Here is a 24916-nt window from a genome sequence, read left to right as displayed (position 1 = left end):
TTCCACTGAACCACTCGACCGTAACGTTCGGCACCCCCAAATCACGGGAGATCGGCGGGCGCGCCACCGACGTGACGTCCGATTGCTGCCAGACACCGCCGATCGCAACGACCAGGATCGGTCGCATGACCAGCACAGCTGCCACTGGCACCGACACGACGACCAGATACCTCGCCCGCGCGATCCCCGCCGCCGCGCTCCGGCAGTTGCGTCGAACCGACGACTCCGGCCGGCCGCTGCGCCCCTTCGTCGCCGGGGCGGCCGACGCCCCGATCGACAGCGTCGGCAGCCCGTTGCGCTGCTGTCTGCGCGGGATCCGGTCCGGCGAGCGGGTTGCGCTGGTCTCCTACGCCCCGCTCCGCCGCTGGGCGGCAGCCACCGGAGCCGATCCGGGCGGCTACGACGAGGCCGGACCGGTCTTCATCCACACCGACGAGTGCGCCGGCCCACGGGACCTGGATGGCTACCCGCATGCCCGGACCGGTGCGCTGCGGGCGATCCGTCGCTACGACGCGAACGGTCACATCGTCGGCGGTCAACTGGTCGAGATCGGAGCGGACCCGACCGCATCGATCGATGAGGCGCTCGATGCCGCGTTCTCCGATCCCGAGGTGGCCCTGGTCCACGTCCGCGCCGTGGAGTACGGCTGCTTCCATTTCGAGGTCCGCCGTCTCGACCGCACGGGCGAACCGGTGAGTCGCTGACCGGCAACACCACCCGGGACCGATCCGCAGCGGCAGAGCTCCGAGTGACCACGATCTCGCCTGGGCAGTCACGTTGGGGAAACTGCTGCTGGATACTCCCAGCACAAGTTTCCCCAACGAGGCGAGCGTGTGGGACTCCCGCAAGACCCTGGGAAGCTACTGTGTCGGCCGTGATCCTGGTGGCACCGCGGCCGGCCGATTGGAATCTTCGGTTCGGCGAGCACACGACCCGGATCTCCACGGCTGCGCCAGACGCGCGGATCGAGCACATCGGCTCGACCGCGATCGGCGGGATCGCCAGCAAGGACGTCGTGGACATCCTGGTCGGCACCGCCCCACCGGCCCACAGCGGCATGGTCGAGACCCTCACCACGAACGGGTACGTCCTGGAAGGGGAACGAGACCGGCACGCGTGGCTCTGCTGGCCCGACGTCGCATGCCGCCAGGTGATCATCCACGTAGTGGATCTCGACGGTCGTGAGTGGCACCGGCGTCTGCTGTTCCGTGACCGGCTCCGGTCGGACCCTGCCCTCGCCGCGCGGTATCAGGCTCTCAAACTAGCCATCGCGGCAGACACCGACAACTGGGGCGAGTACACCGCCCGCAAGGCCGACTTCGTTCGCGAGGCCCTGTCCGGGTGACGAGTCCGAGACCGCCGGTCAGGTGTTGACTCGATCCGGCCGGCTCGACCCCCATCCGCATCAACTCGGCCGCATCACCCCGGCGGCGACGAAGCCGACGGCCAACAGGATGACGATCAGCCAGAGGGCGTTGAGCAGCCCGACCGAACCGGACAGGACGCCGACCGCTGGCGGGCCGGCGAGATTGGCGAGGTAGCCGATCGAGGCGACAACACTGACCCGGGCGGCCGGGTTCGGGCCGCTGTCGGCCGCGGCCGACATCCCCAACGGGAAGCCCATCGACACCCCGACCGACCACAGCACGATGCCGACCAAGATCAACGGCGAGGCGTCGGTGAGGATGAACAACACCACTCCGACAACGCCGAGCGCGGTGGTCGACCGGACGGCAGCGACCCGACCGATCCGGTCCACCAGCGGGCCACCGACGACCCGGGCGGTCGTCTCCCCGATGGCGAAAACGGTGAAGAAGGTCGCGGCGATCGCGTCTGACTTGCCGTGCCCGTCGCGGACGGCCAGGGTCAGCCAGTTGTTGGCCGATCCTTCTCCGAGCTCGACGCCCAACATCACCAGGCCGATCAGCAGCAGCCGCCAGTCGGCCCAACCGCGCAGCCAACTGCGGATCCGGTCAGCGACCGGCGGCTTGCCGCGGTCGGTGTCCTCGTCGAGTCGGACCGGCAACCAGCGACTGGCGACGGTGGCGACGCCGACGATGATCACGGCCTCGCCGAGGAACTGCCAGACGAAGTCGATACCGAGAGCGGCACAGGCCGCGCCCAACCCGGCACCGGCCACCGACCCGGCCGACCAACCGGCATGCATCAGCGGCATCAGGGTCCGGCCGGCGGCTCGTTCGACGGCCGCACCGTCGACATTGATCATCACGTCCAACGAGCCGATGCCGAAGCCGAGCAGCACGAACGCGATCGTGACGATCGGTACGCTGTGCAGCAGGCCCGCGCCGACGCCGATGACGGCAACCCCGGCCGCGATCAGCCACGACACGGATCGGATTGCCGCCCGAGAACCCAACCAGGACAGCAAAGCCGACGACGCGACCAGTCCCGCAATGGAGCCGACCGTGACGCCGGCCAGCACCAGCCCGATACCGGCATTGTCCAGCCCCAACGCGGCTCGCAGGCTCGGCAGTCGCGGCCCCCAGGTCGCCATGGTCAGTCCACCGAGTGCGAACGAGATCAGCACCGCGTTGCGCCAGCCGGCGACACTCGGCTGGGTGGCGGTCTCGTGATTCACCTGCGGAACGCTATCAATGCCACGACGCCGGAGTGCTGAGCCTGCCGGAGGATCGCCTCCAGCTGCCCGTTCGACAAGCTCAGGCACGGTCGACAAGCTCAGGACACGGTCGACCAACTCCAGGGATCTTCACCGGGCGTCGATCCAAGATCATCTTCAGCGAGCCGCGGTGATCGCGCGGATCGTCAGGACAAGATCATCGACGTCGGCGCCGTCTTCACCATACGAACGGGTGCCCGCCGACCAGCAGGCTCACGTCTTCGGGCTGAGCAGCGGACTCGGTCAGGTCGGGATGACCGTCGGTCCGCTGCTGGTCGGGGCCGCCGTCGACATCCTGCCGCTGACGGCGGTGTTGCTGGCCGTGATGATCATCGGGATGCTGGCCGCCGTCAATCTGGCCCTCACCCCCGGCCTCGCACGGCGACCGCCGGACCGGCTGTGATCAACTGGGGGCCATGTCGTCTGCGATGCAGTCTCCCGCGATCCGTCCCGCCGGGTCGGCGGATGCCGATCAGCTCTTCGGACTTGCGACCCAGCTGGCCACCTCCGCGGTCCCGCAGCGGCAAGCGTTCCAGCGATCACTGGAGCAGATCCTGAGCGATCCCGAGCGACACCTACTGGTCGCGGCCGATGGCGATCAGTTGCAGGGATATCTCTACGGGATGGTGCATCCCGCCTTCCACGCCAACGGGCCGATCGGCTGGGTCGAGGAGTTGATCGTCGACGAGACCATCCGTGGCGCCGGCATCGGTCGACAACTGGTCGTGGCGTACGAACACTGGGCGTTCGCCGAGCACGACGCTCGACACATCTCGTTGGCGACCCGGCGGGCCGGCGACTTCTATCGGGCCATCGGATACGAAGAGTCGGCCGTGTACTTCAAACGCCGCCGCCCCGCCGACTGATCCGCGCCCTGCCGCCGGCCCCAGCCCCGCCGCACTGCTTGCGTACCTTCGCACCGCGTGTGCGGGGTGCGACGGTAGGCAAACGGTGCGACGGTGTGGGTCCACGCGGCCGTCAGCGGTTGCTCCGGCGCCGGACGAAGTCGGCCAGCTGCTGACTCTGCTGCAGCCGACTCTCCTCGTGCACGTACATCATGTGGCCGGCCTCGTAGTAGTGGTGCTCCAGGTTGTCCCGCAACGAGGCCGGGATCTGCAAGTGGGCAACGGAATCCTCCGCCGCGTAGTAGGGCGTTGCGCCGTCGTAGTAGCCGTAACCGAAGTGCACGGCAAGATGCGGATTCTGTCGCATCGCGCGGGACAGCTTGTCGATCACATACACCGGAGCATTCTCGAACTCCTTGTAGCTCCACTTCTCGATCACACCCTTGCCGAAGACATGGAACTGGCTGCTGTCCCGCACCCCGAGATCGCTGTACAGGTAGTGCTGGAACGCGGCGGCGTACGGCCCCATGATCGCGTCCATCGACGGGTCGGCGTCCATCGATTCGGCGATCCCGCTGGCCGCCGGACCGGTGAAACGGGAGTCCAGCCGGCCGACCGTCAAACCCTCGCTACGGCGGAGTTCGCCGAAGTAGCGCCAGTGTTCCAACCGCAGGTCGGCGCGATCGACATAGTCTTCCGAGACCCCGGTCAGCCGAGCGATCGTCGCGACCGCTTCGGCCCGTTCGGCCGGGGTCAGCCTGCTGCCGCGGGCCAACACGTACGGATAGTCCCGTGCCGCGTACGCCTCGGCTTCGGCCAGCACGCTCTTCAACGTCCGGCGGCCGTGCTTGCCGTGGTAGTGCGCGGTGGCGGCGTAGAACGGCAGATAGAGGGCATGGGCGCGGTCGCCGCCGCGTTCGAAGTTGCCGGTTCCGAAGTCGAGCACGCTCGAGATCAACATCAGCCCGTTGAGGTACAGACCGTGCTCGCCCTGCAGATGCTCGGCCAACCCGGCGGCGCGGGTGGTGCCGTAGGACTCGCCGGCCAGGAACTTCGGCGATCCCCAACGCCCGTTGGCCGTCACCCACTGGCGGATGATCTCCCCTACCGAGGCGATGTCGGCGGTGAATCCGTGGAAGTCCTGCGCCTTCTCGCCCTCGACCACCCGCGAGCGCCCCGTCGACACCGGGTCGATGAAGACCAGATCGCTGACCGCCAGCAAGGATTGCGGATTGTCGGCGACGTCGTACGGCGGGGGCTGCAGGTTGCCGGCGTCGCCCATGATCACCCGCTTCGGTCCGAGCAGCCCCATGTGCAGCCAGACGCTGGACGAGCCTGGGCCGCCGTTGAATGCGAACGTCACAGGTCGGGTCTGTGGGTCGGTCTCGTCGGCGGTGTAGGCGGTGATGCTGACCTGGGCACGCGGCTTGCGGCCCTGCCAGACGTCATCCTTGATCGTTTCCTCCCACAGCACGACTCGTCCGGTCCGGGCGGTGTAGCGCAGGGTGCGCCTTCCGATCTTCAATTGATGCGTGCTGGACGTCAACTCATCGGAGACCTGCGGTGTCGAGCGTTCCTCGACCGAAGATTCCGGCCGCGCGGCGGAAGCGTCATTGCTGGAGTCAGTCACCCGCACAACCTAATACGATCCCCTTCGACCGGTGCGGTGGGTTGTGCTGATCGGGACAACGGTCGATGATCTTGTCATGGAGAGCCGACGCACCGCCGTCATCCTGCCGGGGCGAAGCTATGGCGCCTACGTGCCGCAACTGTTCTTCCCGATGCTCGCCGCGCAGCGCCGCGGTGCCGAGGTTCGAGCTCTGGACTGGAAGCGTCTCGAGGAACTCGACACCATCAAGCTCGACAAGATCGCCCGCTGGGTGTCGACCCAGGTCGCGCCGGTGTTGAAGGACTGCGACCCCGCGTCGACGGTGGTGATCGGGAAGTCGCTGGGCAGCTATGCGGCCCCGTTGGTGGCGCGCTACGGGCTGCCGGCGATCTGGGTGACGCCGGTGTTGATCAGCCAGGATGTGGTCGACGGCATCAAGGACTGCGCCGCACCACGGTTGATCGTCGGCGGATCGGCCGACCCGGTCTGGGACGCCGACCAAGCGTTTCAGCTGTCCGATCGGGTGGTCGAGATCCCCGATGCCGACCACGGACTGATGGTCGATGACCTGGCGCGATCCGCTGCCGGACTGGGCAAGCTGGCGACGGGCGCCGAGCACTTCCTGGACAGCATCGGCTGGACCACGAGCTGATCTGCTGTCGCCGATGATCACCCGCCGAAGATCGCCTCGGGCATGATCGACTCTGGCATGATCGAGGCGGGCACGATCACCGCACTCCGAGAGCCGATCGCACCTCTGGACGGTTCAGCATGGCGATGCACCACGCGAAGTGGCCGTCGGCACCGTCGGCACCGAAGGCGTTGGCCGTGATGATCGCCCAGGCTGCGCGATAGATCGCCAGCGTCGTCGACGGGTACCGGAACCGGTCGGCGATGTGTTCGTCCAGGATGGCTTCGGAACGGCGAGCGTTCTCGCCGTACATGTCGAAGATCGAGGACGTAACGGCGGCATCGAAGGCCGGGTCGCCCACCACCGTGAGGAATCCGAAATCGAGCACACCGGACAAGCGCGGCGCACCGTCGTGAGCCGACTCGACGATCATCAGATTCGACGGCACCAGGTCGCCGTGGATCAACGCCTGCATCGCAGGTTCGATCGACCGAACGGCCTCGGCCGTCGCGCCGACCAGCCTGCCGACGTCGGGCTGATGCGCCGTCAGCACGTCGGCGTGGGCCCGGTGCCGGCGGGCGATCAGATCGGCGAGTGATGCGCCGAATCCGGCCTCGGGATCAAACGGTTGCTCCCCCGGCAACGGCGGCAGCAGGGCCAGCTCAGCGCGTGGCTGGACGTCGGCCAGAGCCATCAGCGCGTCCATCAGGACATCCGCTTGCGCCTCGGTGACCACGGGGCGCGGGCCACCGGAGCCGAGGGGGACTCCCGGAACCGCCGATTCCACGGTCGCCACACCGTCGGTGGCCATGACGATCTGCTGGACCTGGGGGAAGGCGATCGCGAGGCCTGCCGAGGACAGACCCGAGGTGAACAACCGCAGTCGTTCCAGGTCGGCCGGATCGCGCCGCCGCCAGATCTTGATCACCAGATCCGGACGTTGCTGCACGGCGAAGACCTCGCCCTCCATCCCGGAACCGATCGGATCGCCGGGAATCAGACTCCTGCTGCGGAGTTCGTCGATGATGCCGTTCACCGGCCCAGCGTGACAGCCGCAGGCCGTAGCCCGCGACTCATCAGCCCCGACCGGCCCTGATCCGCGCGCCGTGCCCGGCTGCCCACGCCGTACAGTGAGAGACGTGACGACCACACCGCAGGCAGCATCGATCGGTTCGCTGGACCGGGCGCTCAGCACCGACCAGGTCCGCGATTTCATCACCGAACAGCTGGCCGGGCGGGACTTCGAGGGCCGCGACGTGGTGGTGATCGTCCCGGACAGCACCCGGTCCTGTCCGCTGCAGCTGTTGATGGACACCGTCTACGCCGCCCTCGCATCGCAGGTGTCGCGGCTGCGGGTGCTGGTCGCGCTCGGCACCCATCCGGAGATGTCACAGCAGCAGCTGGAGAAGATGTTCGAGGTCGGCCCCGGTGAGTTGGCCTCCCGTTATCCGCGGGCCGAGATCGCCAATCACGAATGGTGGCGGCCCAGCGAGCTGACCAGCATCGGCACCATCGGAGCGTCCCGGGTCGAGGAGCTGTCGGAGGGGCGACTCAGCCTCGACGTCGATGTCACGGTGAACAAGGCCGTCGTCGAGGCTGACGACGTGCTGATCGTCGGCCCGGTCTTCCCGCACGAGGTGGTCGGCTTCTCCGGCGGCACGAAGTATCTCTTCCCCGGCGTGTCCGGTCAGCAGATGATCGACGCGTCGCACTGGCTCGGTGCCCTGATCAGCAGTGTGGAGATCATCGGCACCCTCGGTGTCACCCCGGTCCGGGCGATGATCAACGAGGCGGCCAGCAAGATCGACTCGAATCTGCTGGCCTGTTGCGTGGTCGTCCAGTCGGGCACCCACGACCTGCACGGGGTCGCCGTCGGTGACGTCACGGCGGCCTGGGAGGCGGCGGCAGCATTGTCGGCCAACACTCACATCCGTTACCTGCAACGGCCCGTACGACGGGTGATCTCGATCATTCCCGATCGGTACGACGAGATCTGGACCGCCGCCAAGGGGATGTACAAGGTCGAGCCGGTGGTCGCCGACGGCGGCGAGGTGATCATCTATGCCCCGCACCTGTCGGTGGTCAGCCATACCCACGGCGCCGAGATCGCCAAGATCGGCTACCACTGCCGGGACTACTTCGCCAAGCAGTGGGATCGGTTCAAAGATCATCCGTGGGGGGTGCTGGCACACTCCACGCATCTGCGCGGTGCCGGCACCTGGACTCCCGAGGGCGGTGAACGGGACCGGGTCACGGTGACCCTGGCGACCGGCATCAGCGAGGACGAGACCCGCGCGCACGCGTTGAACTACACCGACCCGGCAACGCTGGACATCGACGCGGCCCGGCGGGATCCCGACACCCTGGTGGTGGACAACGCCGGCGAGGTGCTGTTCCGCCTCGGCGCGGCACCGACCACCGACTGAGCGCTGTTACCGGTTCAGACCCGGTAGCGGGCGACCACGTCGGACAGCACACCGCGGGTGGTCTGCAGGGCTGCGAGCTGTTCGTCGACCCGCTGCAACTCCTGCTGCAGCCGCTGCTCCAGCCAGGGGGTGCGAATCGACTCGTCGGAGATGCAGGGCAGCACGTCGGCGATCGTGGTGCTGGACAGCCCTGCCTGCAGCAGCGCCTTGATCAGATCGACCCGGTCGACGGCGGAATCCGGGAAATGGCGTTGACCGCTGGCGCTGCGTTCGCTGCGCAGCAGGCCCTGCTCCTCGTAGTAGCGCAGCGACCGAACGCTCGCGCCGGTGGCCGTGGCCAGCTCGCCGATCCGCATCCGACACCTCCGAGAATTCGTCCCCGAAAAGACTTGCCCCTGACGTCAATGTCAGGTTTTAGCGTACTCGTATGACGACGACAACACCACCGGTCGCGGGTCCGCTGACCGGCCTCTTCACGCCGAGGACGATCGCCGGACTGCGGCTGCCGAACGCTTTGGTGATGGCACCGATGACCCGGTCGCATTCGCCGTACGGTGTGCCGACCGCCGAGAACGCCGGCTACTACCGGCGCCGGGCCGCCGGTGGCATCGGCCTGATCGTGACCGAAGGCACCCTCGTCGACCATCCCAGCGCCGGCCACGAGACCGACATCCCTCGGATGAAGCGCGCCGCTGCGGCGGGCTGGGAATCCGTCGTCCGCGGCGTCCATGCCGAAGGCGCAGCGATCTTCTCCCAGCTCTGGCACGTCGGCAGCCGCCGGGACCCGGTGGACGGGCAGTCGGCCTGGACGCCGTCGGGTATCGACGAACACGGGACTCCGAACTCGCACGCAATGACCATGGCCGAGATCGACCGCATCCTGGCCGCGTTCGGCGAGGCCGGCCGGCTCGCGTACGAGATCGGCTTCGACGGTGTCGAGATCCACGCCGCACACGGCTATCTGCTGGACGAGTTCCTCTGGCCGGCGACCAACCGGCGGAGTGACCGGTACGGCGGCAGCCCGGCGAACCGTTCCCGGTTGGTGGCCGAGATCATCGCCGAGATCCGCAGCACCACCTCACCGGACTTCCCGATCGGCGTCCGCTACTCCCAGTTCAAAGAACTTGCCTTCACCGCCCGGCTGGCCGACACTCCGGCGGAGTTGGCGGAGCTGCTGACTCCGCTGGTACGGGCCGGCGCCTCCTTGTTCCACGCCTCGCAGCGGCGCTTCGCCGAGCCGGCGTTCGCTGGTTCGCCGCTCAATCTGGCCGGCTGGACGAAGAAGCTCACCGGGCTCCCCGCGATCACGGTCGGCTCGGTCGGCCTGACCCGGGATGCTCTGCGCGGCGACGCGACAGACCCGCACTCCTTGGCCGCCCTCGCCGACCGACTGGCAGCCGGCGAGTTCGACCTCGCCGCGGTCGGACGGCCGCTGCTCGGCAACCCGGAGTGGGCCGCGGCCGTTCGTACCGGCGATCTTGACTCTGTCGTCGACTACGTCAAGGAACACGAGGACGTCTACCGCTGATCAGTCGGCCACTGTTCAGTCGGCGGCCTGCAGGACGGTGTCGATCTCGGCCAGTTGATCACTGCTCAGCGGTCCGACGGCGAGCACGCCGGCGTTCTCCTCGGCCTGGGCGACGGTGCGGATGCCCGGGATCGGGACGAAGGCTGGGCTGCGTGCCAACAGCCAGCCCAGCGAGCCCTGAGCCAGCGTCCGCCCGTCGGCGGTCAGGATGTCCCGGATCCGTTCCAGCTTGCCGAGTTGATCACCGTGGGATCCGGAGAAGTCCCAGCCGCGCCGGACATCGGAGTCGCTGAACGTGGTGTCGCGATCCATCCGGCCGGTCAGCAGGCCCATCCCCAACGGGCCCCGGACGATGCTGGCCAGCCCGTCCCGTTCGGCGACAGCCAAGGTGTCCTCGTTGCCGCCGAGCACGTTGAAGGCCTGCTGGATCGCCTTGCAGTGCTCGCCTTCAGCGAAGAACGCGGCCCGCTCCGGGTCGTCGGTGCTCCAGCCGTACGCCTTGATCTTGCCCTCGCTCACCAGGTCCTCCAGGGTGTCCCGGACCGCAGCGGCACTGCTCAGATCCTCGCCGCCGAGGTGGAACTGGTAGAGATCGAGGACGTCGGCGTCGAGCCGGCGCAGGCTGGCCTCGCACGCCCGCCGGATGTAGTCGGGGGAGGCGTCGGTGCCCGGCGACTCGCGGCGTTCCTCGTCGTAGGTGTAGCCGAACTTGGTGGCGATCACGACCTCGTCGCGATGACCCTTCAGGGCGCGAGCCAGCACCCGTTCGCTGTGACCGCAGCCGTACACGTCGGCGGTGTCGAAGAAGGTGATGCCGGCGTCCAGCGCGGCCCGGACGGCAGCGATCGACTCGTCGTCGTCCACCTCGCCCCAGCCGATCGGGTCGCCGTTGCGCCAGTGGGGTCCACCGATGGCCCAGCACCCGAACCCGATGGCGCTGACCGGCGAACCCTCGGCACCGAGACTGCGCGGTGCCGTTGCAGGAGATGCAGTGTCCATGGAGGTGAACCTAAGGCCCCACCGTCAGCGGACCGTCAGCAGTTGATCAATATGGACGGGCTTTGATCAGTACGGACAGGTCAGGTCTCGCGCCTCGTCCGGCTGCAGCGCCATCAGCCGTTCCAGAAAGCTGCCGAAATGTCGCGACGGCGCATACCCGGTCTCGGCCCGGCCGGCGTCCGGAGCCACCGTCGGCCGTTGGGAGATGTCCAACCGATAGCGCTGGACGGCCTCGGCAGCGCCGGGGAAGATCGGCTCCAGCGTTCCTGCCGGATCGTGTTCCCAGCCCTGCAACTGATCAGCGGTGAAGACGTTCGGGCGGGTCGCATCCAACACCAGTTCCGCGTCGTCGGTCTGCTGCACGTGATCGATCGCTGCGAGCACGGCGTCGAGCACGTCGTCGCGATCGACGCCGCCGTGCAGTAGTCGGACGCCGTAGCGCTGCGGCCAGTTCTCCGACCAGGGCGTGAAATCGTGCGGCCGGACGGCGACGTAGGACAATCCGTGTCGGGCGTGGTGATAGGCCAGCAGTTCCTCGCCGATCCGCTTGGTGAATCCGTACTTCTCGTAGTGTCCGTGCCAGGACTGCGAGGACAGGAACACGCAACGTCGGATGCCGTTGGCCCGAGCGGCCTGCAAAGCCCAGAACGTGCCGTCGACGTTCAGCCGCCAGAAGTCGGTCTCGGTCTTGGTTCCGCTGTGCACACCGTGCCAGGCGGGCAGATGGACCAGCAGATCGCAGTCCCGGGCCGCTGTCTCCAATCCGGCACCGATCTGCAGGTCCAGCTGATGGAACTCCACCGTGTCGTCCAGACCGGGTGGTGGGACGAGGTCGCTCAGCACCAGCCGATGCCGACCTTGTCCGAGCAGACGGTCGGTGAGACCACGGCCGAGGTTGCCGGCTGCGCCGGTGATCAGGATCCGCACCTGTGTCACCCTACGGAGGAAGCGGTGACCGGTGGATGCGCCATCGGTTACTGGCGAGTAACCTCTGGGCATCGCTGCCGATAGGAAAGACTGAGGATCATGAGGATTCTGGCGATCGTGCTCAGCCTGGCCGCAAGCGTTGTCGGCTTCGGGCTCTTCAGCTACGGGATCACCCGGATCGTCGCCGTGCTGCGGACCGGGCGGTCGCTGGACGGTCGGCGTCGTGACGAGCCGGGCAAGCGCTGGGCACACCTGCTGACCGAGACGATCCTGCACACCCGGATGCTGCAGTGGAAGCCGATCGGGATCGCGCACTGGTTCGTCTTCGTTGCGTTCGCTGCGCTGCTGTTCAGCCTCGCCACGGCGTACGGACAGGTCTTCGACCCGGCATTCGCGCTGCCGATCATCGGCCACTGGGTGGTCTATGAGTGGCTCAGCGAGATCATCGCCTGGCTCAGCTTGCTGGGCATCATCTTCTTGATCATCTACCGGCAGGTCAATCTCCGGCGCGGCCGTAGCTCACGGTTCTTCGGCTCCAACCTCGGCCAGGCCTACTACATCGAGGCGACCGTACTGAGCGTGGTGGTCTGCGTCCTGCTGCTGCGGGCGTGCGAGTTCCAACTGCTCGGCGAGGAGACCTCGGTCTGGCACTTCCCGCTGACCAATTTCCTGCTGCCGGCAGGATTGTCGTACGACGGCCTGGCGATGGCGATCACGATCATCGCGACGATCAAGATCCTGATCTCGATGCTGATGCTGTCGATCTTCGGCCTGACCATCACGATGGGGGTCGGCTGGCACCGATTCGTTGCCTGGTTCAACATCTGGTTCAAGCGGGAGTCCAGCGGCAAGCCCGCCCTCGGCGCACTGCAGCCGATCATGATCAACGGCGCACCGCTGGACTTCGAGCAGCTGGAGGACATCGACGACGACACCCCGCTCGGGGTCGGCAAGGTCGAGGACTTCACCTGGAAGGGCCTGCTGGACTTCACCACCTGCACCGAGTGCGGCCGTTGCCAGAGCCAGTGCCCGGCCTGGAACACCGAGAAGCCGCTGTCACCCAAGTTGTTGATCACCGGACTCCGCGACCACAGCTACGCCAAGGCGCCCTACCTGCAGGCCGCCGAGGAGGCCCGCGGCGGGCTGGCCACCGCGGTCCAGGAGGAAGCTCAGCGGCCGCTGGTCGGCCCGATCCAGGTCGAGGAAGGCTTCGCCGGGATCGTCGACCCGGATGTGCTCTGGTCCTGCACGTCCTGCGGCGCCTGCGTGCAGCAGTGCCCGGTGGACATCGAGCACGTCGATCACATCATGGACATGCGCCGCTACCAGGTGATGATCGACTCGGAGTTCCCGACCGAGCTGAACGGGCTCTTCAAGGGCCTGGAGAAGAAGGGCAACCCGTGGAACATGAGTGCCCGCAAGCGGCTGGAGTGGGCCAAGGAGTTGGAGTTCGAGGTCCCGGTGGTCGGCGAGGACGTCGAGGACCTGACCGGGACCGAGTATCTGTTCTGGGTCGGCTGCGCGGGTGCGTACGAGGACCGGGCGAAGAAGACAACCCAGGCGGTCGCGGAGTTGCTGCACACCGCCGGCGTTTCCTTTGCCGTGTTGGGAAACGGCGAGACCTGCACCGGCGACCCAGCCCGGCGCGCCGGCAACGAGTTCGTCTTCCAGCAGCTGGCGATGGAGAACGCCGAGACCCTGCGCGAGGCGAAGGCACACAAGGTGCTGGTCACCTGCGCACACTGCCTGAACACATTGAAGAACGAGTACCCGCAGGTCGGTGTCGATCTTGAAGTGGTGCATCACACCCAGCTGCTGAACCGGCTGGTCCGGGAGGGCAAGCTGACCCCGGTGGCACCGCCGGCCGGCGAGGTCGCCGGCCGGACGATCACCTACCACGACCCCTGCTACCTGGGCCGACACAACCAGGTGTACGACCCACCGCGGGAGCTGCTCGGCGCGATCCCGGGGACCACCTATGCCGAGATGCCCCGCAACCGCGAACGGTCCTTCTGCTGCGGCGCCGGTGGCGCCCGGATGTGGATGGAGGAGAAGATCGGCACCCGGATCAACCTGAACCGGACCGACGAGGCACTTACTGCACTGAACAGTCAACTGACGATCGCCGACTCCGGCAGCACTGCCGCGACCAACGGCCACGCCCCCGCCGACGCGACTCCCGGCGCCGCAGCCGGCGGGAACGGGGCAATCGCCACCGGCTGCCCGTTCTGCCGGGTGATGCTCAGCGACGGACTCACCGCCCGCCAGTCCGAGGGCAGGGCCGCCGAATCGGTCGAGGTCCTCGACGTCGCCCAGCTGCTGCTGGAGTCGGTGCACCGTTCAAAGGGTCCTGAGCCTGCCGAAGGGTCCTGAGCCTGTCGAACTCGACATAGGACCGAGAGTTCGTACGAGCCCTTCGACAGGCTCAGGGCCCCTTGGGCTCCGCATGGCGCCACTGATGACGCCATAGGCCTTGTGTTTGACACCATGATGGTGCCATGATGGCGTCATGGATATTTCGAACCACGTCGAGACCATGCGTGGCGGCATCATCAATGCCGCCTCGTTGGCCGACGAGAACACCCAGGACGTCGCCCGACGCCTGGGCACTGCGGTCGATTCGTCGGCCCGACTGGCGCTTCTCGAGGCGATCTCCGAGGCCGGCGCCGAGATCAGCGCCGAATTGGCGCCAGGTTCGGTGGAGGTCCGGGTTGTCGAGGGCAACCCCAGCTTCATCGTTCATCTACCCCAGCCGACCGGTGAGCCGACCCTGCTCGTTCCCGAGCAGTCGGAGTCCGAGTCGGACGACGAGCCCGAGGAGATCGACGAGGATCAGCCGATGGTCCGGGTCAGCCTCCGGCTGCCGGCATCGGTCAAGCGCAAGGTCGATGTCGCCGCCGATGACGACGGCATCTCCACCAACGCCTGGCTGGTCAAGACGATCCAGAACGCACTGTCGTCGTCCCGGTTGGACCGCCGGATCGAAGAGCAGGTGACCGGCGCGATCTTCGGCCCCAACGGTCCGTTCGGGGACAACGGGCCGTTCGGCTCCGGAGGCGTCTTCGGCGAGCGCCGGGGACGGGAGCCGCGTCAGCCCCGGACCCCGCGTCCGCCGCGACCCCCTCGACCTCCCCGTCCACCCCGTGGACGCAACGGCGACGACGGCAACCAGGTGAAGGGATGGGTCCGATGAGCGAGATCCAGTTCAACTACGACGACGTGACGTCGGTGCGGGTGGCCGGCCTCGGCAGCGGCGATGTCACGGTCCACGAGTCGGCCGATGGTGACCGCTCGGTCAGCGGCCGGATCTCCGGTGCCCCCAACTACCTCGAACGCCTCCAGATCAACGAGTCCCAGGGCCGACTGAACATCGACTTCCCGCACGATCCGTTCGGTCAGAACGCCGACGCTGCCGTCGAACTGCTGATGCCGGCCGGCATCGACCTGGACGTCACGAGCGGATCGGCGGAGATCGTCGCTACGGTCGCGCTCGGCGCGACCAAGATCAGCAACGGGTCCGGCGGCGTCGATCTCACCGCGGCCACCGAGGCCCGGGTGACGACCGGTTCCGGGGACATCGTGATCGGCGACATCTCCGGAGCACCCGAGCCGCGCTGGCAGGTCTCGGTGATGAACAGCGGTTCCGGCGACATCTCTGTCGGATCGACCACCATGCCGCTCCAGACGAAGACCGCCTCCGGCAACGTGCACGTCCTGCAGATGACCAGCGCCCTGCGCGCCAACACCGCCTCCGGCGACATCGCCGTACCGCAAGCCTCGGGCTCACTCGAGCTGCGCAGCGCCTCCGGCGACATCAGCGTCGGCATTGCCGACGAACTGCCGGCCTGGCTCGACCTGAGCTCGGTCAGCGGCGAGGTCCGCATCGACCTGGACGCCTCCGAACAGCCCGCCGAAGGGGAGCCGTACGTCGCGATCAAGGCCAGCACGGCCAGCGGCGACGTCGCGGTGTACCGCGCCTGACGATCACGGACGCCCGAACATTCTCGTCGTGATCATGATCAACACCACCAGCAGCAGCTGATCACGCCGCGACCCGATTCCTCGGCTCGCGGCGGGGTCAACCGCCAGACCGCGATCCCGTACGCCCTGAATCAGGAACGAGGAATCATCATGATCAACAGCTATGACTACGTCCCGCAGACCATGATCAAGTCGGGACAGGACCCGTTTCTCAACAGCTACAGCGCCACCCAGCGGGTCAATGACCTGTACGAGGAGGCCCATCACGCCAGGCTCGCCAAGCAGTACCGGCTCGCCCACCCCGAACTCTCCCTGCGCTATCGCGCCGCCAGCACCCTGCGCCGGCTCGCCGACCGCATCGCACCGGCGCCGCAGTCGCACAGCGCACGGCCGCACCTGGTGAGGACGCTCTGAGCAACTCCACGGGCCGACCGCCCGAGTTCAGACCTCGCGGGGATCAGACCTTCGTGCGGTGGAAGTTGTTGCCGGAACGGCTCGGGGTCGGGCCGCGTTGGCCCTGGTAGCGCGAGCCGTAGGCGGCGGTGCCGTACGGATGTTCGGCCGGCGAGGACAACCGGAAGAAACAGAACTGCCCGATCTTCATGCCCGGCCAGAGCTTGATCGGCAACGTCGCCACATTGGACAACTCCAACGTCACGTGGCCGGAGAAGCCGGGATCGATGAAGCCGGCCGTGGAGTGGGTCAGCAGACCGAGCCGACCGAGGCTGGACTTCCCTTCCAGCCTGGCCGCGATCGCATCACCCAGGGTGATCACCTCGTAGGTCGAACCGAGGACGAACTCACCCGGGTGCAGGATGAACGGGTCGTCACCGTCCGGTTCGACCGCCCTGGTCAGCTCGGCCTGCTCCTCGGCCGGGTCGATGTGCGGATAGCGGTGGTTCTCGAAGACCCGGAAGATCCGATCCAGCCGGACGTCGATGCTGGCCGGCTGGATCATCTCCGCGGAGTACGGGTCGAGCGCGATCTGGCCGGACTCGATCTCGGCCTTGATGTCGCGATCCGAAAGCAGCATGGAGAGACCTTAGCCTCGTGCCCCGGAAGCGGCGAGTCCGGATGGGCCGTCAGGCCCGGCGGCCGATCCGGACGTGGTGTTTGCCGAAGGAGACCAGGTGCCCGGCATCGGTGATCCGGTACGGCTCGTCGGCGGTCAGCAGTTGATAGCCGCCGTCGGGATCGGTCACCGCTGAGCCGTTGGTCGAGCCACGGTCGGTGACCAGCAGGTCACTGCCGTCGACGGCGATCGCGAGATGGGTTTTGGACACCGTCCGTGCCTCGTCCCGGATCTTGATCAACCGCGCATCGTCCTCGCCGGATCCCGGTTGGGGATTCCTGCCGATCAGCACCAGCCGTCCGATCTCGATCTCCCGGCCGTCCTCGAGGATGATCATCCATGCCGGCTCGGCCGGTACGGCCGCCCGGCTGGGCACCGCTTCCTGCTGCTCCGGCTCCGATTCCGGCTCGGGTCCGCCCGCCGCAGCACCCGCAGCCGCCTCGGGTTCGGGGTCGGCCGCGTAGCGGGCACCGGCCGCCACCGGTTCCTCGGCGTCGTCCTCGACGAGGTCGACCCGCTCGCCGGTGCGGTCCGCCGTGGCTCCCGCTGCTTCAGCGTCGTCAGCGGCGGCCGGCGCGGGCCGCGGCCTGGGCGGTGCGAGCGGTCGCTCCTCGATCACCACCGAGTCGACGGCCCGGTCGTGCCAGCCCTGCCGCCGGGTCTGCACCACCATCAGCGCCGACAGCACGATCAGGCCGACAAAACTGAGCCCGAGCAGCGAAATGATCACCCCGCGGAGCAGGGCTCGACCGACACCGATCGGACGTCCGTCGTGCAGGCCGACGATCTGCAGACCCAGCTGTCGCATTCCCGGACCGGCCGCCTTCGTGCCGACCATCCAGCTCAGCAACACGGCCCAGCCGATGGCGAGCAGCAACATCACCACGGCCAGCACCGTCGGACCGTCGCCGACGGTGATCATCACGCCCAGCAGCACCAACGCGTACGGCACCAGAACGTCGATGGCGAAGGCGGCGAGCCGTCGTGTCAGCGGTGCGAGATAGACACCTTCGGGGAGGCCGACCGCGTGACCACCGACTCGTACCGGCTCTGCCGTACTCAACCGCCCGCCCTCCTGGATCATTCGCGTCACCGGTCCCGGTGTCGCGGTCGCTCTGCTGTTGTCGGCTCGTTCAGCCGTGGTCGACCGCGATCGTGATGCCGTCGCCGAGATCGATCACGCTGCCGAACTCGGCCGGCACCCCGACGCCTGGTCGCAGATCGGTCCGTCGACCGTCCGGCAACACCAGGATCGTCCCATTGGTGGAGTTCAGATCGGTGACGACCAGCCGGCCGTTCTCCGGCGCGATCTGGACGTGGGTGCGGCTGATGTCGTGGCTCGGGCTCGGCACGGTCAACAACCGCGGCAGCTGGTCGCTGCGGACCCGACTGGCCACCGGTGCACGTCCGATCACCACCGGCCGGTCGATGTCGACGGTTCCTCCGCTGGACGGGTGGAGCACGCCGAGCACCGGACGCTGCGCCGGTTCGTCGGTCCGCCCGCGGCCACCGAGCCCCGGCAGACTGTCGCCGATCATCGTGTGCCCGTCGTCTTCCTGATCGTCGTCGGCCCGACCGGCTGCATTCGATCCTGCTGCGACGGGCTCCGGACGATCCCCGCCACCCGATTGCCACGAGCTCGACTGACCCGGGCTCGACTGACCTGGGCTCGACTGGGGTGAATTCGGTGGACCGGATGGAGCGCCGCTGTCGGCCGATCCCGAACCCGGCGCTGCAGAACCTCCAGCCACGGAACCGCCAGTCGCGGCAGCGCCAGTCCCGGCGGCACCAGTCGCGGCAGCACCTGTCCCGGCGGCACCAGCCCCAGAAGCACCGGCAGCGGCGGCCCCTGCAGCACCGGCACCGGCGGCGCCCAGGGCCGCGGCACCCAGCGCAGCTCCGCCCGCTGCACCCGCGGGCGCCCCGTGCGAGGCGTGTTGCGGTCCCCGATCGTCGCGCTCACCGTCACCCGAGGATCCCGGGGCGCTGCCGTCGTCGGTACCCGGTCGTTCGGTGCCGGCCCGGTCAGCGTCGGACGGGGCAGAACCGGACGGGGCCGAACCGGACGGGGCAGAACCGGACGGGGCAGCATCGGGACGTACCGGCGGCTGGTCGACAAGAGTCTCCGCGCGGTCGGCGTCGTCCTCGGCGGCATGCGCCGGGCGACCCGGTTCGGCGTCCTCCACACCACCCGCCGGACCGGCGCCAGTGGGGGCAGCCGGTTCGGCGGCAGCCGGTTCGGCGGGGGCGTCCAACCGATCCAAACCGTCAACGTCACCGACGAACGTTCCCTGGGGCGAGCGGATCTGCATCTCGTCGCCGGCGTCCAGCAGCACGCGGGAGGCGTTCACCGCGCCGATCACCAGCGGCAGTTCGAGCTGTTCGGCGTCGGATTGGTCGCCGGCCTGCACCTCAACCTGTTGCAGGTCGCCGAGCCCGACCTCGGTCCAGGTCTGGACGCCATCGCCGGACGCCACCTGTCGTCCGGTGTCCGGGTCGACCAGCCGGACGGCGCCACGGACCAGCGAACGCATCTGGTCACGCTCCCAGAACAGCGCGGCGAAGTCTGGCATCCCGTCCAGCCGGAAGTCGGTCAGCCGGGTCGCCAGATCGGCCATCGAGCCGGCCGCGAGAACGTCTTCCCAGATGGCGTTGATCAGCTCCGACCACTGCGGGGCGGCAGGCTGCATCACCACCAGCGACGTCGGGCCGGAGAGCACCAGCCAGTCGCCCTGCCGATAGGTCGCCCGCCACCGACTGGTCCAGTGCGGTGCGTTCGCCGCCGGAGCCGTGCCGGTCGATTCCTTCTGTGTCATCGGTCCGCCCCTCGTCCTGTCTCCACCGAACATGCCTGCATCGTCCGGAGGCTTTGATGCGCGTTCCATCGTCCACCACAGTTCCGCTGCGTGTCGGGACGACGTTACAAGACGTTCCTAGGTGTGATGTCCAGGGAGGTTGGTCAGCCGGGTGAGTGGTGGTTTGCCTCCGATGGCGGAGTGGGCTCGGTGGTGATTGTAGAAGTGCAGCCAGCCCGGGAGTGCGGCGCGGCGTTCGGTTTCTGAGGTGTAGAGACGGGCGTAGGCCCAACCATCGGCCAGGGTGCGGTGGAAGCGTTCGATCTTGCCGTTGGTCTGGGGCCGGTACGGCCGAGTCCGTTTGTGGACGATGCCGAGCTCGCCGCACGCATTCCGCCAGGCACGGGAGACATAGGCCGACCCGTTGTCGGACAGCACTCGTTCTACCGTGACCCCGCAGTCGTTGAACCAGTCAACCGCCCGGCGGAGCACACCGATCGCGGTGATCGCCTTTTCGTCGGTGCAGATCTCGGCATAGGCGACGCGGGAATGATCGTCGATGACGGTGTGGAGATAACAGGTGCCCAGCAGTGGGTTGCGGTGCTTGCTCTGGGGCCTGTCTGGCGTGCCGGCACGGTTCTTCAGACCCTGTTGGCGCCCGACGAACCGGTGCCCGCCGCCGTCAGGGATGTTGCCGAACTTGGTCACATCGACATGGATCAACGACCCGGGATGATCATGCTCATAGCGGCGGAGGGGCTCACCGGTGACTCGGTCGATGTGGGAGAGCCGGTTAATCCGACAGCGGACCAGCACCGCGTGCACCGTCGAGGCTGGCATGTTGAGGCGGCCGGCGATCTGGACCGGTCCGAGCCGGTGCCGCCAACGCGCCCGCACGATCTGACGAACCGTGTCCGGGCTGGTCCGGGTCGGACTCTTGTGTGGACGAGAACTACGGTCCGACATCCCCGCGGTCCCCTCCGCCCGGTAGCGATCGGCCCACTTCTTCGCCGTCTTCGGGGCGACCATGAACATCTTGGCCGCCGTCGTATACGTCCAACCGGCATCGACAACGAGTCGGGCCAGCCGCAGACGAGCGCGCGGGGTCAAAGCAGCGTTAGCGTGGGACACGAAGGCCTCCTGGTCAGTGAAGCGGTGAACTAGACAGCTCCACTTCACAACCGGAGGCCTTCACTTGTCCCGCCGACTCACCGAACCAAAGCGGTACAACCTCCCTGGACATCACACCTAGGAGGGCGGCCGTGGAACCTCGAGGATCAGGAGGACTCGGCGGCCGCCGGATGGGGCTGAACGGACGTCAGCTCCTCCGACTGCGGCGTCGCAGTCCGGTCGGCGGTGCCCCTGGCCACGACGTCGATCACGATCACCGACACGTTGTCGGTGGTCTCGGCGGCCAGCGCCGCCTGCAGCAGGTCGGCCGCGGTCCGCTCCGCGCCGGCGTCGCCGGACAGGGCTCGCTGCAGGTCCGGATCCGACACCGCCAACAATCCGTCGGAGCAGATCAGCAGCCGGTCCCCCGGCACCATCGGGATCAACCAGAAGTCGGCCTCGACCTCCTCCTCGGCGCCGATCGCCCGAGTCACCAGGTTTCGGTCCGGATGGGTCGTGGCCTGATCGGCGGTGATCACCTCGGCGTCGACCAATTCCTGGACGTGGCTGTGGTCGACGCTGATCTGGCTCAGCGTCCGGTCCGAGGCCTCCGGCGTCGCGACCCCGAGTCGATAGATCCTGCTGTCGCCGACGTTGAAGACCACCCAGTACGGCTCGTCACCGGACAGCACGCCGACCGCACCGACGGCCGTACTGCTGGCACCGTGTGGGCGGCCGGCATTGTGTTCCCAGACTCGGGTGTGCGCGGCCTGGATCGTTGCGCTGACCCGGTCGGCGTCGATCACCGGCTGCTCGGCGAGCCGTCCGAACTCCTCGACGACGATCGCGCTGGCGACCTCGCCGTCCGCACTTCCCCCGACACCGTCGGCGACGACGAACACCGGCGGCGCGGCCAGGATGCTGTCCTCATTGACGCTTCGGACCGGGCCGCAATCCGTGACGGCCCCGAACTCGAGCAGATGCACGGCAGCAGAGCCTAATGCGCCCGGCACCGTTCCGTGACCACCGACCCTCAATTCGGCCCCACCCGGATCCGGCTGCCGGTCAGCGTCCGGTCAGGGCTGCTGCTTCCTCGGCCTCGACTCCGGCCATGAAGTCACGTTTGCCCGACTGCCAGGCATCCTCGTTCTGCCCGGTCCGCCAATAGCCGGAGATCGAGACCTGCCGGCGATCCACCCCGTTCTCCACGAACAGGTAACGCCGCAGATCCTTGATCATCCCGGCATTGCCGTGCACGAAGGTCTGGAAGCTGCCCTCCGGCAGACCGTGCTCGCGAACGGTCTGCGCCAGCGGTTCGCCGTACGGCCGGGCGTCACGATGCACCCAGACGACCTGCGCCTGATCGCCACCGGGCAACGGCTGCTCATGATCAGGGTCGGCGACCTCCAGGTACGCGATCGCCCGCGACCCCGCCGGCAACCGGTCCAGCGCCGCGGCGATTGCCGGGATCGCCGCCTCGTCACCGACCAGCAGATGGGTGTCGTAGCCGGATTCCGGCGCGTAGGCACCGCCGGGTCCACGGAAGCCGAGCTCTGCGCCCGGCTCGGCCTTCGCTGCCCACGGGCCGGCCAGTCCGGCGTCGCCGTGTACGACGAAATCGATCGCCATCTCCCCGACCGCTCGGTCGAAGGAACGGATCGTGTACGTCCTGGTCACCGGCCACTGCTCCCGCGGCAGCGTCTCCCGCAACGCCTCGGGATCGAACGGCCAGCTGTAGTCGGCTCCCTCCGGCGGGAACAGGATCTTGACGTAGTGATCGGTGAAGGTCAGCTCGGGAAGATCGGCCAGATCGGGACCGGTGAAATAGACCCGGACCATGTCGGGGGTCAACCATTCCTTGCGAACCACGGTCGCACTGCGCACCCTGCGTGGCTTGGCCGCCGGAGCGGCAGCGGGAGACTCAGCGACAGCGGGCTCGGCGGGTTGGGATGACATGCGGCTCCTTGCGAGATGGTATTTAGGTCACCCTAACCCGACACGACAAGCGCGCAACCGGGGCGTCCGGCAGATGGTGCCGACGACAAGAAGTCCGCCGGCCGCGATTCGGTTCGCCATGCCGGCCGACGGGGCCTCGTGATGATCCGTCCTGGTTGACCGCGGCGAGCGCCAAGAACGCAGCAGCACCGATCCCGACCCCGCGTCACGGCTCAGGGTCGCGGCCAGTGGTGCTGCGAAATCGGCGGCGCGGGCGCGCGGCAGCTGTTCAGGCAACCACTGCGCGGACGGAGTAGACATCCGGCAGGTGTGCGGCCAGCTGTTGCCAATGGTCGCCGTCATCGGCGCTGGCGTAGACCGTCCCGTCCCGGGCGCCGAGATAGAGCCCCGCCCGGTCGGCGTTGTCGGCACAGAACGCGTCCCGCATCACAGCCGCGTAGAAGCTGTCCGGCAGTCCGCCGGCCAGCGCTGTCCAGCTGGCGCCGGCGTCGGTCGACCGCCAGACCCGTGCCTTGCCCTCGGGCGGTATCCGGCGGCCGTCAGCGATCAACGGAAACACATAGACGGTGTCCGGATGCTGCGGATGCACCACAATCGGAAAACCGAAGTCACTGGGCAGCCCGTCGGCGATCGGGATCCAGTTCTCGCCGGCGTCGTCGGAACGGTAGACGCCGTGATGGTTCTGCGCGTACATCCGTTCGGGGTGGGCGGGATGCGCGGTGACCTTGTGCACGCACTGCCCGTACTCGGGCCACGGATCGGGCATGAAATAGGCCTTGATGCCGACATTGGCCGGCGACCAGCTCTGTCCGGAGTCGGCGGTCCGGTAGACGCCGCCGGTCGACATCGCCACGGTCAGGTGGGCGGGGTCCTTCGGGTCCGGGACGACGGTGTGGATCGCCTGCCCGCCGTAGCCGGCGTTCCAATGTTCGCGGTGCGGGTGATCCCACAACGCGGTGATCAACTGGAAGGACTCGCCACGATCGGCGGAGCGAAAGAGCGCCGACGGCTGGGTACCGGCGTAGATCACATCCGGCTCGGCCTCGGAGCCGGGTTGGATCTGCCACACCCGCTCGACGCTGGCGCCGATCTCCGGACTGAACCGCACCGCAGCTCCTTGCGTCTCGGTCCAGGTCCGACCGAGGTCGTCTGAGTAGTAGACGCCGGGACCCCAGTGCTCACTGGTGCCGCTGACGAAGATCCGGGGCGCCCCGCCCCGGGTGTCGACACCGATCCCGTAGACGGCTTCCATCAGGAACTCGGGCTCGCCGAAGGTCCAGGACGAGCGCCGTTCGTCGGAGCGGCCGATCCACAGCCCCTTGCGCGTGCCGACCAGCAGAACAGCTTCCGACATGACCCCTCCTCGGGCGCGACGTGATTACAGAGTCGCGCCATCCGGTGGCTGCGTCAAGGTGCCGATCCGCCCTGATCGGCACGAACGAACGATGGGGTCTGGCTACAACAAACCGATCGGCCCGGCGACCAAGATCATCTAGCCTTGGCGGCGTGTCCGGTATCCGAATGACCCGCGGCTCGACACTCTCCGATGTCGCGGAGTACGCCTACTCCTCCAAGATCGACTTCTCCGACGCGGAGCTGATCTTCACCGCGGGCGCCTGCCCACTGGCCCCGAACGGTACGACGGTCGCCGTCGGCGACGTCGCCGGGCAGGCAGCCCAGGTGATGGCCAATCTCGAGCAGGCCCTGGCCGATGCCGGTGCGGCGCTGACCGATGTCATGCAGACGACGGTCTATGTCGCTTCCGCAGACCGCCGTGACCTGGTCGCTGCCTGGACCGTCGTGCGGGACGGCTTCGGCGACCATGCCCCACCGAGCACACTGCTCGGCGTCGCCGCCCTCGGCTACCCCGACCAGCTCGTCGAGGTCACCGCAACAGCGGTCCGGACTAGCGCCGGGCAACCACGACACGCGTCCTGAGCTTGTCGAAGGACCGTCACCAGCCCTTCGACCAGCCCAGGGATCCCCGACCGACGGACCGGCGCCTGCCGTCAGTGCTTGTGCTTCTTGGTGGGCGCCGGGCGCGGATCGACGCCGGGCGTCCAGTTCAACGCCGAAGCACGTTCGAGGAACTCGTCACTGGCGATCTCGCCGTTGGCGAACCGATTCGCCAACGTCTTGCGCGCCTCGAATTCCGGGCTGAACGGGGTGACGCGATTGCCGCCGCCGACCCACGGTGGCGGACCGATCTTCCCGTTGCGGGCAAGGAAGAACAACACTGCTCCGATGAGCAGCAGGGTGAACAGGAACATACCGACTCCCAAGAACGGGGCGAAGAACGGCACTCCGCCGTGAAGATGATCGAAACCTGGGCCTCCGGGGCCCCAGCCGTGTGGATTCATGGCTCAACCGTCCCCGAGAACGACCGGGCGGACATCGTC

At 67.8% G+C, this 24916-nt stretch carries 26 protein-coding genes; 12 read left to right on the top strand and 14 right to left on the bottom strand.

Annotated elements, in window-relative coordinates:
• Positions 1–125 precede the first annotated feature (125 nt).
• Together BLU38_RS15980 and BLU38_RS15975 are read left to right on the top strand one after the other, a co-directional pair.
• A complete protein-coding gene (locus BLU38_RS15980; protein WP_091526374.1) occupies positions 126–704 on the top strand; it encodes a DUF1203 domain-containing protein in 579 nt (192 codons plus the stop codon).
• Between the two features lie 170 nt (positions 705–874).
• Positions 875–1345 (top strand): GrpB family protein, encoded by a 471-nt coding sequence (locus BLU38_RS15975; protein ID WP_157683502.1) that lies wholly within the window; start codon positions 875–877, stop codon positions 1343–1345.
• 60 nt (positions 1346–1405) lie between these two features.
• Here the strand turns inward: BLU38_RS15975 and BLU38_RS15970 are convergent, their stop codons facing one another.
• The gene (locus BLU38_RS15970; protein ID WP_197679738.1) at positions 1406–2599 is read right to left on the bottom strand and encodes an MFS transporter; all 1194 of its coding nucleotides are present in this window, start codon (positions 2597–2599) and stop codon (positions 1406–1408) included.
• A gap of 232 nt (positions 2600–2831) precedes the next feature.
• Between BLU38_RS15970 and BLU38_RS15965 the strand changes: the two genes are divergently transcribed.
• Positions 2832–3041, top strand: a complete 210-nt coding sequence (locus BLU38_RS15965; protein WP_091526370.1) for a hypothetical protein — start codon at positions 2832–2834, stop codon at positions 3039–3041.
• Positions 3042–3066: 25 nt separating this feature from the next.
• Positions 3067–3504 (top strand): GNAT family N-acetyltransferase, encoded by a 438-nt coding sequence (locus BLU38_RS15960; RefSeq protein WP_091526368.1) that lies wholly within the window; start codon positions 3067–3069, stop codon positions 3502–3504.
• A 112-nt stretch (positions 3505–3616) separates the two neighbouring features.
• Here the strand turns inward: BLU38_RS15960 and BLU38_RS15955 are convergent, their stop codons facing one another.
• Positions 3617–5113 carry a S10 family peptidase gene (locus tag BLU38_RS15955; protein WP_157683501.1) on the bottom strand — a complete coding sequence of 499 codons (1497 nt, stop codon included), beginning with the start codon at positions 5111–5113 and terminating at the stop codon, positions 3617–3619.
• A gap of 76 nt (positions 5114–5189) precedes the next feature.
• On the opposite strand from BLU38_RS15955, the gene BLU38_RS15950 reads away from it, so the two are divergent.
• Positions 5190–5744 (top strand): alpha/beta fold hydrolase, encoded by a 555-nt coding sequence (locus BLU38_RS15950; RefSeq protein ID WP_157683500.1) that lies wholly within the window; start codon positions 5190–5192, stop codon positions 5742–5744.
• Between the two features lie 76 nt (positions 5745–5820).
• On the opposite strand, the gene BLU38_RS15945 is transcribed toward BLU38_RS15950, so the two are convergent.
• Positions 5821–6759, bottom strand: coding sequence for a phosphotransferase family protein (locus BLU38_RS15945; RefSeq protein WP_157683499.1), 939 nt, complete (start codon positions 6757–6759; stop codon positions 5821–5823).
• Between the two features lie 103 nt (positions 6760–6862).
• On the opposite strand from BLU38_RS15945, the gene BLU38_RS15940 reads away from it, so the two are divergent.
• Positions 6863–8149, top strand: coding sequence for a lactate racemase domain-containing protein (locus tag BLU38_RS15940; RefSeq protein WP_091526362.1), 1287 nt, complete (start codon positions 6863–6865; stop codon positions 8147–8149).
• Positions 8150–8163: 14 nt separating this feature from the next.
• Here BLU38_RS15940 and BLU38_RS15935 read toward each other — a convergent pair whose 3' ends face one another.
• Entirely contained in the window at positions 8164–8505 is a 342-nt protein-coding gene (locus BLU38_RS15935) for a MerR family transcriptional regulator (RefSeq protein ID WP_091526360.1), read from the bottom strand.
• A 71-nt stretch (positions 8506–8576) separates the two neighbouring features.
• Between BLU38_RS15935 and BLU38_RS15930 the strand changes: the two genes are divergently transcribed.
• Entirely contained in the window at positions 8577–9677 is a 1101-nt protein-coding gene (locus BLU38_RS15930; protein ID WP_091526358.1) for an oxidoreductase, read from the top strand.
• Positions 9678–9692: 15 nt separating this feature from the next.
• Here BLU38_RS15930 and BLU38_RS15925 read toward each other — a convergent pair whose 3' ends face one another.
• Together BLU38_RS15925 and BLU38_RS15920 are read right to left on the bottom strand one after the other, a co-directional pair.
• Entirely contained in the window at positions 9693–10676 is a 984-nt protein-coding gene (locus tag BLU38_RS15925) for an aldo/keto reductase (protein WP_091526356.1), read from the bottom strand.
• Positions 10677–10742: 66 nt separating this feature from the next.
• Positions 10743–11603: an NAD-dependent epimerase/dehydratase family protein gene (locus BLU38_RS15920; RefSeq protein WP_157683498.1), complete on the bottom strand. Its 861-nt coding sequence runs from the start codon at positions 11601–11603 to the stop codon at positions 10743–10745.
• 99 nt (positions 11604–11702) lie between these two features.
• Between BLU38_RS15920 and BLU38_RS15915 the strand changes: the two genes are divergently transcribed.
• From BLU38_RS15915 to BLU38_RS15900, 4 genes are all read left to right on the top strand, one after another.
• Positions 11703–13976, top strand: coding sequence for a (Fe-S)-binding protein (locus BLU38_RS15915; protein WP_091526351.1), 2274 nt, complete (start codon positions 11703–11705; stop codon positions 13974–13976).
• Positions 13977–14112: 136 nt separating this feature from the next.
• On the top strand, positions 14113–14796 hold the full coding sequence (locus BLU38_RS15910; RefSeq protein WP_157683497.1) for a hypothetical protein: 684 nt from the start codon (positions 14113–14115) through the stop codon (positions 14794–14796).
• Positions 14793–15584, top strand: coding sequence for a DUF4097 family beta strand repeat-containing protein (locus BLU38_RS15905; RefSeq protein WP_157683496.1), 792 nt, complete (start codon positions 14793–14795; stop codon positions 15582–15584). Before BLU38_RS15910 ends, BLU38_RS15905 begins: the two co-directional genes overlap by 4 nt.
• A gap of 150 nt (positions 15585–15734) precedes the next feature.
• Entirely contained in the window at positions 15735–15998 is a 264-nt protein-coding gene (locus BLU38_RS15900; protein WP_091526345.1) for a hypothetical protein, read from the top strand.
• A gap of 43 nt (positions 15999–16041) precedes the next feature.
• Here the strand turns inward: BLU38_RS15900 and dcd are convergent, their stop codons facing one another.
• From dcd to BLU38_RS15865, 7 genes are all read right to left on the bottom strand, one after another.
• Positions 16042–16617, bottom strand: coding sequence for a dCTP deaminase (gene dcd / locus BLU38_RS15895; RefSeq protein WP_091526343.1), 576 nt, complete (start codon positions 16615–16617; stop codon positions 16042–16044).
• A 49-nt stretch (positions 16618–16666) separates the two neighbouring features.
• Complete coding sequence (locus tag BLU38_RS15890; RefSeq protein WP_172836159.1) at positions 16667–17719, bottom strand: RDD family protein; 1053 nt, start codon at positions 17717–17719, stop codon at positions 16667–16669.
• 70 nt (positions 17720–17789) lie between these two features.
• Positions 17790–19472, bottom strand: a complete 1683-nt coding sequence (locus tag BLU38_RS15885; RefSeq protein WP_091526339.1) for an FHA domain-containing protein — start codon at positions 19470–19472, stop codon at positions 17790–17792.
• A 117-nt stretch (positions 19473–19589) separates the two neighbouring features.
• The gene (locus tag BLU38_RS15880; RefSeq protein WP_091526336.1) at positions 19590–20582 is read right to left on the bottom strand and encodes an IS481 family transposase; all 993 of its coding nucleotides are present in this window, start codon (positions 20580–20582) and stop codon (positions 19590–19592) included.
• A gap of 146 nt (positions 20583–20728) precedes the next feature.
• On the bottom strand, positions 20729–21547 hold the full coding sequence (locus tag BLU38_RS15875; RefSeq protein WP_157683495.1) for a PP2C family protein-serine/threonine phosphatase: 819 nt from the start codon (positions 21545–21547) through the stop codon (positions 20729–20731).
• A 79-nt stretch (positions 21548–21626) separates the two neighbouring features.
• On the bottom strand, positions 21627–22517 hold the full coding sequence (locus BLU38_RS15870) for a siderophore-interacting protein (RefSeq protein WP_091526332.1): 891 nt from the start codon (positions 22515–22517) through the stop codon (positions 21627–21629).
• Between the two features lie 268 nt (positions 22518–22785).
• A complete protein-coding gene (locus tag BLU38_RS15865; protein WP_091526330.1) occupies positions 22786–23871 on the bottom strand; it encodes a WD40/YVTN/BNR-like repeat-containing protein in 1086 nt (361 codons plus the stop codon).
• Positions 23872–24023: 152 nt separating this feature from the next.
• On the opposite strand from BLU38_RS15865, the gene BLU38_RS15860 reads away from it, so the two are divergent.
• Positions 24024–24455: a RidA family protein gene (locus tag BLU38_RS15860; RefSeq protein ID WP_231919869.1), complete on the top strand. Its 432-nt coding sequence runs from the start codon at positions 24024–24026 to the stop codon at positions 24453–24455.
• A gap of 71 nt (positions 24456–24526) precedes the next feature.
• Here BLU38_RS15860 and BLU38_RS15855 read toward each other — a convergent pair whose 3' ends face one another.
• Entirely contained in the window at positions 24527–24877 is a 351-nt protein-coding gene (locus BLU38_RS15855; protein ID WP_091526326.1) for an SHOCT domain-containing protein, read from the bottom strand.
• Positions 24878–24916: the final 39 nt, after the last annotated feature.

The sequence above is a fragment of the Microlunatus soli genome (genome assembly GCF_900105385.1).
Lineage (GTDB): Bacteria > Actinomycetota > Actinomycetes > Propionibacteriales > Propionibacteriaceae > Microlunatus > Microlunatus soli.
The sequence above is the reverse complement of the archived record's forward strand: the minus strand, read 5'-3'. Positions and strand labels throughout refer to the sequence as shown.

Excerpts from the sequence above, each read along its gene's own strand:
- BLU38_RS15980 (WP_091526374.1), top strand. The coding sequence starts at position 126 with ATGACCAGCACAGCTGCCACTGGCACCGACACGACGACCAGATACCTC.
- BLU38_RS15960 (WP_091526368.1), top strand. The coding sequence starts at position 3,067 with ATGCAGTCTCCCGCGATCCGTCCCGCCGGGTCGGCGGATGCCGATCAG.
- BLU38_RS15950 (WP_157683500.1), top strand. The coding sequence starts at position 5,190 with ATGGAGAGCCGACGCACCGCCGTCATCCTGCCGGGGCGAAGCTATGGC.
- BLU38_RS15935 (WP_091526360.1), bottom strand. The coding sequence starts at position 8,505 with ATGCGGATCGGCGAGCTGGCCACGGCCACCGGCGCGAGCGTTCGGTCG.
- BLU38_RS15930 (WP_091526358.1), top strand. The coding sequence starts at position 8,577 with ATGACGACGACAACACCACCGGTCGCGGGTCCGCTGACCGGCCTCTTC.
- BLU38_RS15925 (WP_091526356.1), bottom strand. The coding sequence starts at position 10,676 with ATGGACACTGCATCTCCTGCAACGGCACCGCGCAGTCTCGGTGCCGAG.
- BLU38_RS15915 (WP_091526351.1), top strand. The coding sequence starts at position 11,703 with ATGAGGATTCTGGCGATCGTGCTCAGCCTGGCCGCAAGCGTTGTCGGC.
- BLU38_RS15910 (WP_157683497.1), top strand. The coding sequence starts at position 14,113 with ATGGATATTTCGAACCACGTCGAGACCATGCGTGGCGGCATCATCAAT.
- BLU38_RS15905 (WP_157683496.1), top strand. The coding sequence starts at position 14,793 with ATGAGCGAGATCCAGTTCAACTACGACGACGTGACGTCGGTGCGGGTG.
- BLU38_RS15900 (WP_091526345.1), top strand. The coding sequence starts at position 15,735 with ATGATCAACAGCTATGACTACGTCCCGCAGACCATGATCAAGTCGGGA.
- dcd (WP_091526343.1), bottom strand. The coding sequence starts at position 16,617 with ATGCTGCTTTCGGATCGCGACATCAAGGCCGAGATCGAGTCCGGCCAG.
- BLU38_RS15885 (WP_091526339.1), bottom strand. The coding sequence starts at position 19,472 with ATGACACAGAAGGAATCGACCGGCACGGCTCCGGCGGCGAACGCACCG.
- BLU38_RS15870 (WP_091526332.1), bottom strand. The coding sequence starts at position 22,517 with ATGTCATCCCAACCCGCCGAGCCCGCTGTCGCTGAGTCTCCCGCTGCC.
- BLU38_RS15865 (WP_091526330.1), bottom strand. The coding sequence starts at position 23,871 with ATGTCGGAAGCTGTTCTGCTGGTCGGCACGCGCAAGGGGCTGTGGATC.
- BLU38_RS15855 (WP_091526326.1), bottom strand. The coding sequence starts at position 24,877 with ATGAATCCACACGGCTGGGGCCCCGGAGGCCCAGGTTTCGATCATCTT.